At 61.4% G+C, this 16,041-nt stretch carries 17 protein-coding genes; 11 read left to right on the forward strand and 6 right to left on the reverse strand.

Annotated features, from left to right (window positions below; translation table 11 throughout):
* The 7 genes from MOV76_RS33260 to MOV76_RS33290 all read left to right on the forward strand — a co-directional run.
* A partial coding sequence (locus MOV76_RS33260; RefSeq protein WP_247266105.1) for an efflux RND transporter periplasmic adaptor subunit occupies positions 1-671 on the forward strand: 671 nt, incomplete at its 5' end.
* Between the two features lie 11 nt (positions 672-682).
* A complete protein-coding gene (locus MOV76_RS33265; protein ID WP_018242611.1) occupies positions 683-1,387 on the forward strand; it encodes an ABC transporter ATP-binding protein in 705 nt (234 codons plus the stop codon).
* Positions 1,384-2,523, forward strand: a complete 1,140-nt coding sequence (locus tag MOV76_RS33270; RefSeq protein ID WP_113543567.1) for an ABC transporter permease — start codon at positions 1,384-1,386, stop codon at positions 2,521-2,523. Before MOV76_RS33265 ends, MOV76_RS33270 begins: the two co-directional genes overlap by 4 nt.
* A 4-nt stretch (positions 2,524-2,527) precedes the next feature.
* The gene (locus tag MOV76_RS33275) at positions 2,528-3,730 is read left to right on the forward strand and encodes an ABC transporter permease (protein ID WP_247266106.1); all 1,203 of its coding nucleotides are present in this window, start codon (positions 2,528-2,530) and stop codon (positions 3,728-3,730) included.
* A 139-nt stretch (positions 3,731-3,869) separates the two neighbouring features.
* Entirely contained in the window at positions 3,870-4,841 is a 972-nt protein-coding gene (locus MOV76_RS33280; RefSeq protein ID WP_018242608.1) for a DMT family transporter, read from the forward strand.
* Between the two features lie 420 nt (positions 4,842-5,261).
* Positions 5,262-6,749: a right-handed parallel beta-helix repeat-containing protein gene (locus MOV76_RS33285; RefSeq protein WP_047621141.1), complete on the forward strand. Its 1,488-nt coding sequence runs from the start codon at positions 5,262-5,264 to the stop codon at positions 6,747-6,749.
* A 593-nt stretch (positions 6,750-7,342) separates the two neighbouring features.
* The gene (locus MOV76_RS33290) at positions 7,343-8,836 is read left to right on the forward strand and encodes a right-handed parallel beta-helix repeat-containing protein (protein WP_047621140.1); all 1,494 of its coding nucleotides are present in this window, start codon (positions 7,343-7,345) and stop codon (positions 8,834-8,836) included.
* Positions 8,837-8,902: 66 nt separating this feature from the next.
* On the opposite strand, the gene MOV76_RS33295 is transcribed toward MOV76_RS33290, so the two are convergent.
* From MOV76_RS33295 to MOV76_RS33305, 3 genes are all read right to left on the reverse strand, one after another.
* On the reverse strand, positions 8,903-9,184 hold the full coding sequence (locus MOV76_RS33295; protein ID WP_047621138.1) for a hypothetical protein: 282 nt from the start codon (positions 9,182-9,184) through the stop codon (positions 8,903-8,905).
* Between the two features lie 136 nt (positions 9,185-9,320).
* Positions 9,321-9,965, reverse strand: coding sequence for an NrsF family protein (locus MOV76_RS33300; protein WP_247266107.1), 645 nt, complete (start codon positions 9,963-9,965; stop codon positions 9,321-9,323).
* On the reverse strand, positions 9,962-10,510 hold the full coding sequence (locus MOV76_RS33305) for a sigma-70 family RNA polymerase sigma factor (protein ID WP_115157308.1): 549 nt from the start codon (positions 10,508-10,510) through the stop codon (positions 9,962-9,964). Before MOV76_RS33305 ends, MOV76_RS33300 begins: the two co-directional genes overlap by 4 nt.
* A gap of 235 nt (positions 10,511-10,745) precedes the next feature.
* Between MOV76_RS33305 and MOV76_RS33310 the strand changes: the two genes are divergently transcribed.
* The 3 genes from MOV76_RS33310 to MOV76_RS33320 all read left to right on the forward strand — a co-directional run bounded on the left by MOV76_RS33310 (position 10,746) and on the right by MOV76_RS33320 (position 12,701).
* Positions 10,746-11,000: a pentapeptide MXKDX repeat protein gene (locus MOV76_RS33310; protein ID WP_247266108.1), complete on the forward strand. Its 255-nt coding sequence runs from the start codon at positions 10,746-10,748 to the stop codon at positions 10,998-11,000.
* An 85-nt stretch (positions 11,001-11,085) separates the two neighbouring features.
* Positions 11,086-11,928 carry a cytochrome b/b6 domain-containing protein gene (locus tag MOV76_RS33315; protein WP_247266109.1) on the forward strand — a complete coding sequence of 281 codons (843 nt, stop codon included), beginning with the start codon at positions 11,086-11,088 and terminating at the stop codon, positions 11,926-11,928.
* Entirely contained in the window at positions 11,925-12,701 is a 777-nt protein-coding gene (locus MOV76_RS33320; RefSeq protein ID WP_247266110.1) for a molybdopterin-binding protein, read from the forward strand. The genes MOV76_RS33315 and MOV76_RS33320 overlap by 4 nt, the downstream gene beginning before the upstream one ends.
* 90 nt (positions 12,702-12,791) lie before the next feature.
* Here the strand turns inward: MOV76_RS33320 and MOV76_RS33325 are convergent, their stop codons facing one another.
* From MOV76_RS33325 to MOV76_RS33335, 3 genes are all read right to left on the reverse strand, one after another.
* Positions 12,792-13,556, reverse strand: a complete 765-nt coding sequence (locus MOV76_RS33325) for a protocatechuate 3,4-dioxygenase (RefSeq protein ID WP_247266111.1) — start codon at positions 13,554-13,556, stop codon at positions 12,792-12,794.
* 330 nt (positions 13,557-13,886) lie between these two features.
* A complete protein-coding gene (locus MOV76_RS33330; protein WP_247266112.1) occupies positions 13,887-14,291 on the reverse strand; it encodes a cupin domain-containing protein in 405 nt (134 codons plus the stop codon).
* 48 nt (positions 14,292-14,339) lie between these two features.
* A complete protein-coding gene (locus MOV76_RS33335; protein ID WP_018242596.1) occupies positions 14,340-15,095 on the reverse strand; it encodes an SDR family oxidoreductase in 756 nt (251 codons plus the stop codon).
* Between the two features lie 544 nt (positions 15,096-15,639).
* Between MOV76_RS33335 and MOV76_RS33340 the strand changes: the two genes are divergently transcribed.
* Positions 15,640-16,041 (forward strand): cation:proton antiporter (locus MOV76_RS33340; RefSeq protein ID WP_247266113.1); only part of this gene is annotated, 402 nt, incomplete at its 3' end.

Genomic DNA, 16,041 nt, shown 5'->3' on the forward strand with positions numbered 1-16,041 from the left:
CCCGGCAATCGGCGGGGCTGGCGCTGGCGGCGAAGACTATCGAATTGGCGCAGGCGCGGTCTTCCCTTACGCGCGCCGTGCGGCTGGCCAGGCGCGATGCGATGTCCGCGCAGACGCTGGAGGAGGCGAAGACGGCGTTCGACACTGCCGAAAATGCCGCCCTCCAGGCACGGCAGGATGTGGCCAAGGCGGATCTCGATATCGACAGGGCGCGCGAGCAGGTGGAGGCACTGGCCGTCCGGGCGCCGATATCAGGCACCGTCACGCGGCTTGACGCGCATGTTGGTGACACCGTGCTGTCGCGCGAAGACAGCGTGCGGGAGAATGAAAGCCTGCTTGCGATTGCCGACATGACAAACATGGTCATCGATGCCGATGTGGCCGAGGCCAACATTGCCCTGATGCGGCCGGGCTTGCGTGGCGAGGCGGTGCTCGACGGCTTTCCCGACCAGCCGTTTGCGGTCGAAGTATCGAAGATCGCGCCCATGATTTCGCGGGAGAAGGGGACGGTGATGCTTCGCCTGTCGCCCTCCTCGCCGCCGCCAGACATGCGCCCCGCCATGGCCGCGCGCATCCGCCTTGTGGTGGACGAAACAACAAATTTCGGCCCGCAGGCGGGCGGACCTGCGACCTTTCGGCCGCAGGCCGCGGATATCACAGACCATCAGTAAGGAGCAGAGCGATGATCGACTCTCAAGAACCCTATATCGCGCTTCGCGGCGTCCGGAAGGCATTCAGGATCGGCGCGGAGACGATCCCGATCTTTTCCGGGCTCGACCTTTCCATCGCGCGCGGCGATTTCATCGCCGTCATGGGGCCGTCGGGTTCGGGGAAATCGACGCTTCTCAACATGCTCGGCGGCATCGACAGCCCTGATGCCGGGGAAATAAGGATCGGCCGCAGCCATCTCGAGCAGATGGGCGAGGGCGCCAGAGCCGCATGGCGGGCGCATGGCATGGGCATCGTCTTTCAGTTCTACAATCTGCTGCCGATGCTGAATGCCGGCGAGAATATCGAGCTGCCGCTGCTCTTGAAGCCGCTCGGGCGAAAGGAGCGGCACGCCCGCGTCGAGACCGTGTTGGAGCTCGTCGGTCTTGCGGGCCGGCAGCGGCAGTTTCCATCGAGCATGTCCGGCGGGCAGCAGCAGCGCGTCGGTATCGCGCGCGCCATCGTCGGCGATCCCGACCTTTTGCTCTGCGACGAGCCGACCGGCGATCTCGACCGGAAGTCGGCCAACGATATCCTGGAGATGCTGGGCTTTCTCAATCGCGAGCTTCATAAGACCATCATCATGGTCACGCATGATCCCGAGGCCGCCGCCTTCGCCCGGCGCACGCTGCATCTCAACAAGGGCGAATTCGTCGAGCAGCAAGGGAGGGGCCGATGACCTTCTTCCAGCTCATGCGGCGCAATGCCTGCCGCAAGCGGTTCAGGGCAACACTACTGATGTTCTCGGTCGGCATCGCCTTCCTGATCTATGCCCTGACGGCGAGTTTCCTCGGCGGCAGCCAAGGGGCGGCCGGCGCCAGCGACAATCTGCTCGGCGTCTTCAACAAATCGGGCCGGGGGCTGCCGCTGCCCTTCGCCTATCTCAACCGGATCGCTGCGGATGGCGATGTCGCCGCGGTCGCCTATACCGCGCGCATGCGTGGGTTCGTCGAGGTGGAGAAGAATGTCGTCATGACGAGCGCGGTCGATCCACGCTCGATTGCCGCTGCCAATGGCGACGAGCTTGGGCTGACGTCCGCGCTCATCGCAGCGCTCGAAGAGGGCCGCGACCGGGTGCTCGTCGGCCGGGCGTTGGCGGAGGCGCAGGGCTGGTTGGTCGGCCAGCGCATCAGCGTCACCAGCCAGCTGATAAAGGCCGATGGCAGTCGTGACTGGAGCTTCGTGATCGCGGGTATCTTCGAGGGTGCGAATGCCAGCACCGACACTTATTTCATGCTCGCCCGCTACGACACGATCAATGCAGCCCGCGCGCGCGACAAGGATACGGTCGACGCCTTCGTGGTGCGCCCGCGCCAGGGCGTGTCGCCGGGCGTGCTGGCGGCGCGGATCGATGCACTGTTTGCCAACTCGGCGGCGCAGACGCGGACGCAATCGGAAAAGCAGTTCCTCGAAGCCTTCCTGCGTCAGTTCGCCGACGTTGGCCTGATCGTCAGCCTCGTCGTCGGCGCGGCCTTCGTGACCATCCTGATGATTACGGTGAACACCATGCTCTTCGCCATCCGGGAACGCAGCTTCGAGATCGGCGTCATGAAGGTGCTGGGCTTTTCGCGCGGCCGGATCATGACGCTGGTGCTCGGCGAGACGCTGTTCATCTTCGCCGCCGGTGGGGCGGGCGGGCTCCTTCTCGCCAGGCTTGCGACGCTGTTGATCGGCCCCGAGTTCGGCCTCGCCTTCAGTCTGTCGGTGCTGTTGAAGTCCGTCGCGATCCTTGCGGGGCTTGGTCTGCTGACTGGCCTGCTCCCCGCCCTCAACGCCATGCGCCTGCCCATCGTCAACGCCTTCAGAACGAGATAGTCCAATGTCATCAGCGCTCAAGCAGATCTTTCTCATGATCAGAGTCAATCTCGGCAGCCTGCCGCGGCGGCTCTGGATCTCGCTGTCGATGGTGCTGTCGGTCGCCCTCGTGGTGGCGGTGCTCTCGGGCTTTTTGGCGATGGCGCGTGGCTTCGAGGCCGCCCTTGTCGGGGCAGGCTCGCCCGATATCGCCGTCATCCTCGGCGGCGGCACCAACCAGGAAACCGGCTCGGATGTGCCGGCCGAAGAGATCCGCAGCCTGACCGCCGCAACCGGCGGGATCGGCGTGGCGCGGAATGCCGCAGGCGGCTTGGCGCTGTCGCGCGAAATCGTCGTTGCCGTCGATGTCACCAGGGCAAGCGACGGCGCCGATCAGACGCTGTCGCTGCGGGGCATGGATCTGGCCGGCCCCGGCTTGCGCGACCTCGCCACGCTGTCGGCGGGCAGGCTGTTTTCACCAGGTGCCCGCGATATCGTCGTCGGCGCCCGCATCGCCAATGAATTCTCCGGCTTCGCCGTCGGCGACAAGGTGCGGCTCGGTGCGGTGGACTGGACGGTCGTCGGGCATTTCACCTCTGGCGGCAACGCCTTCGAATCCGAGATCTGGGCGGATCTGGAGGCGGTGCAATCGGCCTTCGACCGGCAGGGACAGGTGCAGAGCCTGCGCGTGCGTCTCGATGGGGCAGGCGGGTTGCCTGTGTTGCAGGAGCATCTCTCCGCATTTCCTGGTGCGCCGCTCACCGCCCTCTCCGAGGCCGATCTCTATGCCGCGCAATCTGAGCGTACCGCGAGCCTCATCCGCCTGTTCGGCTGGCCGCTGGCGCTCTTGATGGCGGTCGGGGCAACCGCCGGCGCTTTGAATACGATGATGAGCTCGGTCTCTGACCGCACCGTCGAAATCGCCACGCTGCGCCTGCTGGGTTTCGGCCGCCTGCCGGCCTTCACTGCCACCTGGGTCGAGGCCATGCTTCTCTCGGTCGCCGGGGCAGCGCTCGGCATCCTCGCCTCATGGCTCGCCTTCAATGGCTGGCAGGCAAGCACGATGGGCGCCAACAATACCAAGATAGCCTTCCAGCTCGACGTCACCACCGACGTGGCGCTGACCGCCGGCCTACTGGGCCTCGCCATCGGCGTGATCGGCGGCGCGTTGCCGGCGCTTGCGGCGACACGATTGCCGCTGACCTCGGCTTTGAGGGCGAGGGGGTAGAGGCTGGCTGTCTGAACCTTCCGGGCGGCTCACATCATCACGGCGACCCGTCCTGATCGGCCCGATGGAGACATCCGCAACAGGCGGAGCGCCGCCGCCTCATCTGTGCAGCCCACCGAAACTGTGGCATAACTGAGCCATGGCAATGAATGTCTTGGCGGTCCATCGCGACACGGTCGGGACGGAACAGGCGGCAGGCAATTCGCTTGCCGCCGCCTATTCCGTGGGCGTTCTCTGCTGGCTGCTCTCGGCCGGCGTCTATATCGCGGCGAAATGGGTTTCTACCGAGATGCCGCCCTGGGCGCTCTGCTTCTGGCGCGTGCTGATCGCCTTCGCGATCCTGATGCCGATCGTGCGCCGACATTTCGCCGACATGGTCGCGCTGATGTGGGCTCGCCCGCTCGAACTGCTTCTTATTGGCGGCGTGGGACTGGCGATCTGCCAGGGCATGATTTTTGTCGGCCTCGAACATGCCGATGCCACCACTGCCGGCATCATCATCGCCCTGATCCCGATCATCACCATGATCCTTGCCCGCTTGATGCTGGCCGAGCCGATGGGACGCTGGCAGGTGATCGGATCGATCCTGGCCTTTCTCGGGATCGTGGTCATCATCATCAAGGGCAGTCCGGCCGCGCTGATGCGGCTTGATTTCAACCCGGGTGAACTGTGGATCGTCGCCGGCGCGTTCTGTTTCAGTCTCTACACCGTCCTGCTCCGCCGCGCGAAATTCGACATGAATCGCCTTGCGCTCCTGGTGCTGCTGCTCGGTGCGGCGGTGCTGACGGCGCTGCCCTTCTACTTGTTCGAGCTATTCTCAGACGAACGCTCGACGCTCAATGGCAGCGGGCTCATCGCGCTCGCCTATGTCGCGATCCCTGGCGGGGCGGTCATGTACTATCTCTTCAATCGCAGCATCGAGGCACTTGGGGCGGCTCGGGCCGGCGTCCTCCTCTACATTCAGACCATCTTCATCGCCGTGCTCGCCTATCTGATCCTCGGCGAGCAGTTGCAACGCTATCACCTCGAAGGCGCGGCACTCATCATCGCCGGCTTGCTTCTCATCATCCTGCTGAAGCCGAAGATCAAGGCCGAAGCGGCTAGGGCCTAAGGTCCCACCATCGCTGCGACATGGTTGCCGCTGACCTCGGCTTTGAGGGCGAGGGGGTAGGGTTTCACCTTGGAGTGCGCCTTTCGCTTACGCTCAAGGCGTTCGTCGCTGGCGCCCCTACCCCTGAGCGCAAGCGAAGGCACGAATCACATGGCGCACAGACCGAAGGCGACGTACGCCTCGCGCAAACACGCCGCAATTTATTCACCTCGAAGTCGCCGATTTCTTGGCCCAAGTTGTAACTTTCGTCACACCAGGCCATTGCCTGTGGAATAAGGCCTGCGAGGCGCTCATTGCCCCATTGACAACATCTTGTCGCCTTTTTGCCGTGGCCGGTTGCCCCCGCCGCATCCGATCGGCCGATCCTGGACGATCCCGGCGGCGACATTAGCGATCCGACGAACAGGGCAACATGGCGATATGACAGTCTACTATGTGAACTCAGCGACTGGCTCCGACCGCAACGGTGGAACGGGCCAGAACTCGGCTTTTGCGACTTTGTCCAAAGTGGAATCCTTGAAACTGAAACCCGGCGACAGCGTGCTTCTTGCCAAGGGGAGCGTGTTCAACGAGCAGTTCGATATCAAATATTCCGGCAGCGAGAGTGCGCCGATCAAGATCGGCAGTTACGGGACGGGTGCAGCACCCGTCATCCACAGCGGCGGCGACGGCATCCACAGTCTCTATGCCTCGAACATCGTCATCGAGAACCTCAAAATATCGAATACCGGGACCGCCGGTATTTATGGCGGCAGCGTCACGAACTGGACGGTCCGTAATGTCGAGATCGCCAAGACGGGAATGTCGGAAAATGCCGGCGCCGTCACCTTCCGCAACAGCACGAACGTCACGGTCGAAGACAGCAAGATAACGGGCGTCAAGGGCGACGGCTTCTGGATCGAAAAGGTCGCCGGCGTCAAGCTTCTCGACAACACCGTGACCAGCGCGAACGGCTCGACCGCCGATGCCGTGCAGGTGAACGACAGCAGCAATATTCTGATCAAGGGCAACCATCTCGACCAGATGAACGCCGATAGCCCCAAGGGCGTGATCGCGCTGGTGCGGGCCACCGATGCCGTGATCGAGGACAATGTTCTCACCGGCGGCGGCTTCGGTATCAGCGCGCCGGCCGGCAAGAATGTCGCCATCCGCGACAACGACATATCCGGATTTCACGGCTACGACTGGTCCTTCGGCGTCGGCCTTGGCGATCAAGGCAATGCGCGGGACTATGATATTTCAGGCAACCACATTCATAACGGCGCATGGGGCGTTGCCGTCAGCGGCGCGAGCGGCACCAGCTATACCCGCACGAATATCAAGGTGCACGACAATGTCTTCGACGACCTCTCGCAGGCGGCGCTGAAGGTCGATAGGCCGGCCTCCGGCTCCTTCACCCACAATACGATCGAGACCGGCACCACGGCCACCGCCATATCGCCGTCCATCGTAGACGCACACACCTTCACCGTTAGTAACAACCATACGGTCGCCAATGTCGAAACGGTGCTGGCGAGCCCGGTTGCCAAGACTGCCGCGGTCACGGAGGCGTCCGTGGATCCGGCTGTTGTCGCCGTCCATGACAATTTGAAGATCTTTACCGATACGGGCGAGGCCCATCGCGGCAATCTTCTCGAAAACGACAGCTCTGACAACGACACCCTGGTTCTGCGCCGCTTCGGCGACGAAAGCGTCGGCAAGCACGGCCTGACGCTGACCGGCGACTACGGCGTCATCCACGTGGACCGGGGAGGCAACTATGCCTACACGCTCGATGAAACGAAGCTTCCCGACCATGACGGCCATGTGAGCGAGTCCTTCAGCTACGGGATCAACGACGGAAACTCGCACCACACCGACGGCGATACGCTGACCGTCTACGTCCATATGGATAACTTGCTGGGCTGAGGGTGCGAGGCTGCAATGACACAAGGAGAAATCCCGGAAAGTTTCCGGGATTTCATGAGCAGCCGTCAGCCCCCGGGCCGAGCGCGGACGCGTTTTTTTCAAGCTCAACCGCAAGTTTTCGCGGGCCGCTTCGTTGCCGCGGGATCGGATTCAGGCAACGACCGAACGAGCACAACCTTCGCCGCAGCTGCAACCCGGTCGTGCATTGGCGGAGCAACGCCTTCCTGGATGCGCACCTCGTCCTTGCCCGCGGAACGTTGCGGTGTCTCATAATGAACCGCAGCTGCATTTAAATGCACCGGAAAGCCTGCAAAAGCGTGTTCACTGTCAGCTCCGGTGACCATTGGTCGCGGGCTGCGATACGGTTCATTCACCTTTCGGTCGTTGTTCTGTAGATTATTTTCTTATAAGTTGTAGCCTCTAATATACCGCCACCGCCAGGCGTTTCTCGGGTCCAAGGCAGGCCCACAGGGTCTGCCAACCGCCGTGAAGGCAATACTGAAGGCCTCTGATGGCCTTTAACCCCGACCGCATCCGATCCACGCGTTGCAGCCGATGCAGACGGCTGCGCGGCAATTCGAGAACAAGGCGATATGGCAATCTATTATGTGAATCCGGCGATAGGCTCCAACGGCAACAGCGGAACGAGCGAGGACGCGCCGTTTTCGTCGTTCTGGGCGGTGGAAAACTTGAAGCTGCAGCCGGGCGACAGCGTGCTGCTCGCCGCCGGAAGCGTGTTCAACGACCAGCTCGATCTGAAATATTCCGGCACAGTGAGTGCCCCGATCACCATCGGCAGCTACGGGGTCGGCGATGCGCCAGTCATCCATAGCCCTGGCGATGGTATTCACAGCCTTTATGCATCGAACATCGTCATCGAGAATATCAAGATCTCGGACACCGGCGGGGCAGCCATCTATGGCGGATATGTTTCGAACTGGACCGTGCGCAATGTTGAGGTCGATCATACCGGCTTGGCAGGCAAGGCCGGTTCGATCACCTTCCGGACCGGCTCGAACATCACCATCGAAAACAGCACGATCAACGACGTGAACGGCGACGGCGTCTGGATCGAGAAGATCAACGGCGTCAATTTTCTCAACAACACCGTCACGAACAGCCATGGCACCACGGCAGATGCCGTCCAGATGAACGACAGCAGCAATATCCTGATCAGCGGGAATTATATCGACCAGACGGGTGCTGCCAGTCCAAAAGGCGACATCACGCTCATCCGGGCGGTGAATGCCGTGGTCGAGGATAATATGCTGGTCGGCGGCGGCTTCGGGGTCAGCGCGCAGGCGGGCACGAACATCGCCATCCACGACAACGATATCTCCGGATATGGCGGTTACAGCTGGTCTTACGCCATCGGCCTTGGCGACACGGGCGACACGCGGGACTACGATATATCAGGCAACTATATCCATGATGGCGTATGGGGCGTGGCGATCAGCGCTGTCGGCACCCCCACTTACGTTCGCGAAGATATCGATATTCACAACAACGTCTTCGACGACCTGTCACAGGCGGCGCTGAAGGTCGACAGGCCGGCATCCGGCTCGTTCCACGACAATGTCATCGCCAGCGATGTCACGCCCTACAGCATCTCTCCCGCCATCATCGCCGCGAACACCTTTCCGGTCAGCAACAACACGACGCTCGACGAGGCCCAGGCGACGTTGCTTGCGAGCAGCGATAGTCTCGCAGTCGGCGATACGACGCACACGGACACGGCGCCTGCGCTTGTCGCAACCCATGACAGCCTGAAAATCTCCTCCGATTTGGATGGAGCCCATTATGGCAATCTCCTCGAAAACGACAGCTCGGCCAATGGAACCCTGCTGCTTCGCCGCATCGAGGGCGAATTCGTCGACAAGAACGGCGTGACGCTGACCGGCCAATACGGCACTATCCATATCGACAGTGACGGCGATTACACCTATACGGCCGATGCGGCGAAGCTCGCCGGGCTTAGCGGAGACGTGAGCGACACCTTCCACTACAAGATCTCCGATGGAACTTCGTTGCATTTTGACACGGATACTTTGAGCGTCTCCATCCACGTGAATGACGTGCTAAGCTGATAGGGATAACGGCAGCAAATGGCGTTGCATCATCGCGGCGGCAGTCCGCCCAGCACCTGCGAAGTCTCATTGATCGCCGAGCAGGATCCTGATGACGTCGACTTCGATTTCCGCGCAGATGATCTCGTATTCGGTGATGATTGCAGGATCGGCCGATCTATCCCGGCGCATGCGATCGAGGACCGCGCAGGCTTCGCCATAGGCGCCGCACAATTCGTAAAAATGGGGCTGGCTCGCCGCGGCCGCTCTGATCGTTCCCCGCGTCGCAGGCAGCCTCATCATCAGCCTGGCCAGCCCCTGTTCCGCGGCTTGCCGGGTGATATGGGCTACGCTTTCTTTCCTGACCATGCCATCATTCCTCGCTGCCTGTGTTTTCTTATCCAGGGGGTACGCAGTACTCATCCCTGGAGTAGTACGCAGGAATGCTGCATCTGGTTTCATGCCGGATGAAGGATTGTCGACGCTGCGCCGCAAGCAGCCGGTGCTACCAGCGCAGGAGGCGGGGCCCGAGCAGCGCGCCGATCGCACCGGTCAGGAGGATGCCGAGCGAATACCAGAGGGTGACGAAGGGCAGGCCGTTTTCCGTGCAGAACCAGGAATAGACCCAGGCGCCGGATGCGCCGGCGGCAATGCCGGCGATGAAGCCTGTCACCCCGAGGTTGCTCGGCGCGCCGCCACGCAGCACCCAGGTATTTGCGATCAGGATCGGCATGGCAAAGGCAAAGATCAGCAGCGGGCAATGCAGGGCGGAGGAGCCGAGCACCAGCACGGGGTAGCTTGCGGCCGGCGACAAAGCGAGCTGGATGACCGCCATGACGGCGAGGGCGAGTACGATAGCCGCGGCAACCCCGAAAAAGCGGCCTTCCGAGCCATCCGGCCGGTATAGCCGGTAAACGGCTGCGAAGGCGGCGATTGCGAGTAGGGCGTTGTAGGCGGACTTGATCCAGAAGACTGGCAGCATCAGCGCCTGCGCCATGTCGGTGCGTAGGCCGACGACGACCAGCATAAGCAGCAGCGAGATTGCCAGAGCAGGCAGGATGGCGAGCGCGAAGCGGCGTTCGAACGCATGTCTCGGCACCGGCTTCAGATCCCGGACAAGGCTGTCGATCACGTCCTCAGTCTCTCTCACATTCCACCTCGCAATCTTGCCGCCAGCGCCTTGATGCCTCTGTGAACGCCGACCTTGACCGCCGATTCCGACTGTCCGGTGCGGCTTGCCGTATCGGCCACCGACTGCCCCTCGAGCCTGACCTGACGGATCAGTTCCTGCTGGTGCTGCGGCAGGCCACTCAACAGCCGTTCGACATCCATGCGCGCTGCAATCGCATCCTCCCTGAAATCGTCTTCGATCTCCTCGTCCAGCTCCATTTCCGCCTTGTACCGGCCGCCATGCTTCCGGTGATGGTCGATCAGCTTGTAACGGGCAATCGAGAAGAACCACGCGGTGAACGGCCGCTCCCTGTCATAGGTCGCCCGGCGCGAATGCAGCGCCAGCAACGTCTCTTGCACGAGATCTTCCGTGTCGGATTTCGCGGTAGTGCCGATACGTCCGCCGTAATAACCAACGAGCAGGGTCCGCAACGTCACGAGCAGACGTCGATAGGCCGCCTCGTCCCCGTCAAGGGAAAGAAGCATCAGCATCTTCAGTGCTTGTTCCGAATGGGCGCTCGTCATGTCGTCTGCAATGTCATTCGCGTGGATGACGCTTTGGTTACAGGTCGATTCAAAAATCTTCTGGCGGCAATTCAAAGTGTACAGCGTCCTTTGCGCGTCTCTAAAAGACGCGCCGCCCTGTAGCGCTATCACATAAGCGTGAGGGCTGTAACCGCCTTCGCAAGGGGATCGAATTCAGGACTGTGAGCCGTCGGCGGGTGCTGGCGGATATGTCAATCGATCCGAGGAGACCCTCATGACCAAGATCCTTTCCAGCCTTGCCGCCTGCACCTTCGTCATCGGCCTGTCGCTCGCCGGCGTCGCCAACGCCCAAAGCAGCGATGCCATGAAGAAAGACAGCATGAAGACCGACACGATGTCGAAGGATGCGATGAAGAAGGACAACATGGCGACCGGCAGCACCAAGGCCGACTGCATGCACAATGCGGGCATGGAGAAGGACACGATGAAGAAGGACACGATGATGAAGGCCTGCGATGCGATGAAGTAAGTTTAGCCGCGGCCGCTGAAACTTTATCGCCGGCGGCCGCGTCTTTTCTCGCGAAGACCTTTCACGCCGATCCGGAGGAATTACGATGGCCACGACCGATGCCGGCATGGCGAGCGGACGCACGCTCTTCTACCGCCATAGCCTGCTGGTGCGTCTGTCGCACTGGGTGAATGTGCTGTGCATGACGGTGCTGCTTTACAGCGGCCTGCAGATCTTCAACGCGCATCCGGCGCTCTATTGGGGCCAGTACGGCGCCGACGACGATCCGTCCTTCATTTCCATGGAGGCGGAGCAGGAAGGCGATGTGCTGAAGGGTGTGACGCACTTGGGCGGATTGAGCTTCGATACGACGGGTATTCTCGGGGTTTCGAATGTCGACGGCGAGGCTGCGGTACGCGGTTTTCCGAACTGGCTGACCTTGCCGAGTTACCAGGATCTGGCTTCTGGCCGGCGCTGGCATTTCTTCTTTGCCTGGCTGTTCGTCATCAATGGCTTCATCTATCTCGCCTATGGTTTTATCAGTCGGCATTTCCGCCGCGATCTGCTGCCGGCGGCCGAAGAGCTGAAGCCTTCGCATCTCGGCCATGAGATCGTCAGTCACGTCCGGCTGCGCTTTCCCAAGGGGCCCGAGGCACGCCACTACAATACACTGCAGAAACTCGCCTATGTCGCCGTAATCTTCGTGCTGCTGCCGCTGATGGTTGGAACCGGGCTTACCATGTCGCCGGGCTTCAATGCGGTTGCGCCCTGGCTGCTCGATCTGTTCGGCGGCCGGCAATCGGCCCGCACGCTGCATTTCCTGACCGCTTTCTCGCTCGTCGCCTTCGTCGCCGTGCATGTGGCGATGGTGCTGGTTTCGGGCGTGTTCAACAATCTGCGCTCGATGATCACCGGCTATTACGATATCGGGCAGGGAGGAAAATCATGAGCCGCATCATTTCCAGGCGTCGTTTCCTGATCGGCGCGAGCATGACGGCATCCGCCCTGGGGCTTGCCGGCTGCGATGCCCTCGTCGAAAGCGATCGGACGAAATCGGTGCTCAAGATCGCCGAAGGCTTCAGCATGAAGACGCAGCGCTTCCTGCTCGGTGACGACGCACTCGCCCGCGAATTCACGGAAGCCGATATCTCGCCGACCTTCCGCGCCAATGGCACGAGCATGCCTGATAATGCCCGGTATATCGACTGGATGAACCAGCGGTTTTCAAGCTGGAAGCTCGAGGTCGGCGGGCTGGTCGACAAGCCGATGCAGTTGTCGCTGGTGGAGCTGAAAGCCCTGCCGGCGCGCACGCAGATCACCAGGCATGACTGCGTCGAAGGCTGGAGCGCGATCGGCAAATGGACCGGCGTGCCACTCGGCGCGCTGCTGCAGTCGGCGGGTCTGAAACCCGAGGCCCGCTACATCGTCTTCCACTGCGCCGACGAATACGAAAAGACGCTGGATGGAAGCGGCTGGTACTACGAAAGCATTGATCTCGTCGATGCGTTCCACCCCCAGACGATCCTTGCCCACACCATGAACGGCCGCGATCTCGAAGTCGCTCATGGCGCGCCGCTCCGGCTCCGGGTCGAGCGGCAGCTCGGCTACAAGCAGGCAAAATACCTGACCGGAATCGAAGCGGTCGCCGATCTCGGCCAGCTTTACGGCGGTAATGGCGGCTTCTGGGAGGATCGCGGTTATGAATGGTATGCGGGCATATAGGTGGCTTACTCCGACCGACATGCCGATCTTGACCTTTTCCTCGTGTCGGATGCCACGGCCGGAGAGGTAGTCGTGGTCGAGGGTCGGAGCTCAGGCAGAAAGGCCGATCGTGATGGTGGCGGACAGCACGCCGCCGTCGAGCTTTTCGAAATCGAAGATGTGATCGGCAGCATCCTCCGGGATGATGCCGTCTTCGTCGTTGCGTGTATCGCGGGCAGGGCGCCCGAGATAGTCAGGATGTCCACCATAGATGATGTCGCTCAGCGTATCGTCGAAATAGATCTGGCTGACGAGAAGCTCCTTGCCCTCGACAAGGATGCGGCAGTGAACATGCGGCGTGCGGCCCTGGTACCATCCGGGATAGGCCGTCAGAAAGCTTACCTGCCCGTTTCCATCCGTCAGTTGGCGGCCGCGAAAGGCAAGCCCGCTGATGGCCTCGGCATCGCCAAGTGTACACATCTCCGCAGCCTCGCGGCCGGAATAGATGCCGCGGTGATCGGTATGCCAGATTTCGATATCGGCGTTTTCGACCGGTCGGCAATCGGCCGCATGGACGATACGAACGGCCAGCCGCAGGGGCAGCCCAGCCTTTCCTTCCGAGACGTCCTGATTGTTGACATGGCAGGGGCCAAGGGTCTGGACGACGGTCACGACGCAATTCGGACGGGTGCGAAAGAGCGGCGCGGGCAGCTTTTCCACGGCGATCGACTTTGTGCCGCCGCTTACGAAATCCGTTCCCTTCCAGTCGAATGTCCCGGCGGCAACAGTGATATGCCGCCGCGGCCAGATCGCCACCGCAGCCACGGATGATGCCACGATAGCCGCACCTCCAAGCACAAGGGTCCGCCTTTTCATCTGTCTTCCTTTGCCTCAAGACGCAGGATTTAAGGAGAGTAGACCAGAAATTCCAATTAAACCTGAGCAGAAAAGCTTTATGCCTTTCAGCTTAGCGAGCTTGTCCATGAGCTGGTCCTGGAGGGCCGGGTCCAGAACGTCGGCGGCGGGCCTGTGCCGTTCGCGGTGATACAAGTAGCCACCGGTTCTGGTGGCGGTATTACGTCATCCTCGGCCTTGTGCCTGACATTTTGCTGCGCGGTCTGCAGATGCTCGGGACAAGCCCGAGCATGATGAAAGAGGAGTTGGTCGCCTCAGGGACGCACGGGTTCGCCGCTATCCTACGGAATGTCACTTCACCGGCATGACAACCGGAGCGTCCTTCTTCTTCAGCAGCACGACGATGAACTTCGCCGGTTTGGACTTGCTCGCATTGCGGCTGACCAGGTGAATGTCGGAGGGACCTTCGTAAAAGGTCTCTCCCGGCGACAAAGTGACTTCCTTTTCGCCCTTGACCTGCATCACGATCGAGCCCTCCAGAACGTGGACGAATGCATTCGCCTCATGTTTGTGAATAGGCGAGGAGCCTCCCGGCCCATACTCGACCGATATCATCAGCCCTTCCTTGCCGGGATAATTCGGAAGGTCCTTTTTCATGAGCGGTGTGACGGCAGCGCCGTCTTCGGCGGCAACCGCCAAAGTGCCAAAAAGGCAAACCGTGGCCGACACGCATAGCGATAACAAAGCTGAATTCATTGTCGTAATCCCTCTGCTTGTTGAATGCCGATGTGGATTTGCCTGGACTTACGTCGGCCGTTGGGACTGTCGAAACCAATCCGCAAAGTCGATCTTGCCGAGCCTCGCGCCCTCGCCGGGCACAAGCGAGCGATCGTCCAGTTCAGACCCGAAGTAGCGCGCATGAGCGTCTGCCTGGACTCTCCTCGGATCGTTGATGGCCTTCAGATACCGGGCAACGATCTCGTGCATGTGACCGCGCTCAGGCCCGGCAATCTCGATCGTGCCGTTAAGCGGCTTTGAAAGCGCGACATCCGCCATCGCATCGGCAACATCATCCGATGCGATGGGCTGGAAAGCTGCGGGAGAAAGACGAGCGACGGTGCCGACGGTCGCTTCATCAGCGATGCCCTTCAGGAATTCGAGGAACTGCGTCGAATGGACGATCGTGTAGGGGATCGGCGATGACTTGATGAGTTTCTCCTGGGCGAGTTTGGCACGGAAGTAGCCGTTCTCAGGCAGGCGCTCCGTTCCGACGATGGAGAGCGCAATATGGTGCTTGACGCCGGCCTTGGCTTCCGCGGCGAGCAGATTGCGGCTCGAGGTTTCGAAGAATTCGAGAACCGCCTTGTCCTCCCACGATGGAGAGTTTGCAAGGTCGACGACGACATCGGCGCCGGCCAGCGCTTGCGCCAGGCCCTCGCCGGTGATGGTGTTGACGCCGGTGCTTGGCGAGACGGCCAGCACCTCGTGGCCTTTAGCGCGCAGACGCGCCGCGGTCTTGGACCCGATGAGCCCGGTGCCGCCGATAAGAACGATTTTCATGACGAACCTCCCTGTTGACGCCCCTTCGGGGCAGATGTCTCAGATCTAGATCACGCAAGTCGGAATGAGCCGCGAAAGACGTTTGAGGCTGGACAAGTCGAAGTCGCCTTAGATCGTCGCCATGGCTGAGGTCAGCCGAGACCGAACCTGGCATCGCGGTGCCGGGCAGAATCCTCCTTAATGCGATCAGGCGCAACTCAAATGGCGAGGGCGTGGAGATTCAGCGTCGCCACGTGACATGCGCCGGGCGGGTCATTGAGGCGTGATTGAGGTGAGGGTGGTTCCAAGCAAGATCAATACGGCTAGCCCTCAAGGAAATCGCTAGGTGCAGCCCCAGCGTTGATGACACAAAGCGAAAATTGTCTCCGGCTGCCTCTGGAGCAGCCGTTGCCAGGCCGGCGGCTTTTGCAGCGCCACGCGTCTGTTCAGATGTGCAAGAACGCTGTAACACTTTGAATTGCTGCATTCTTCCCTAGATCGATTTCGATTTAAGGAAGAATGCCGTAGGCATCCAAGATTAGTTTCCGAGCCGGGGCAGAGGCATATGGAACCAACCCACTTGTTCGAGCTCGTCATCGCGATGTTTCTTGCGATCATCGCGCTGCACTATGCGGCCCACAGGCTCGGATTGCCGCCGTCCGTGGCGTTGCTGACGGGTGGTGCTTCGCTGGCGTTTGTGCCGGGGCTGCCGGCGATATCAATTGATCCCGGGCTGGTGCTGGTCATCTTCCTGCCGCCGCTGTTGATGGATGGCGCCTGGTCCATTGCCGCCGGGCGGTTGCGGCGGCATGTGATCGGCATCGCCTCGCTTGCCGTCGGCGCGGTGTTCTTCACTTGCGCGGTCGTCGCCGTTGTGGCCCACCTCATCTTTCCGTCGCTTCCCTGGGCGGCGTGCGCTGCCCTTGGCGCGATCGTTGCGCCGCCTGATGCGGTTGCGGCGCGCGCT

It is taken from the genome of Rhizobium sp. PRIMUS64, assembly GCF_023006465.1.
GTDB lineage: Bacteria > Pseudomonadota > Alphaproteobacteria > Rhizobiales > Rhizobiaceae > Rhizobium > Rhizobium leguminosarum.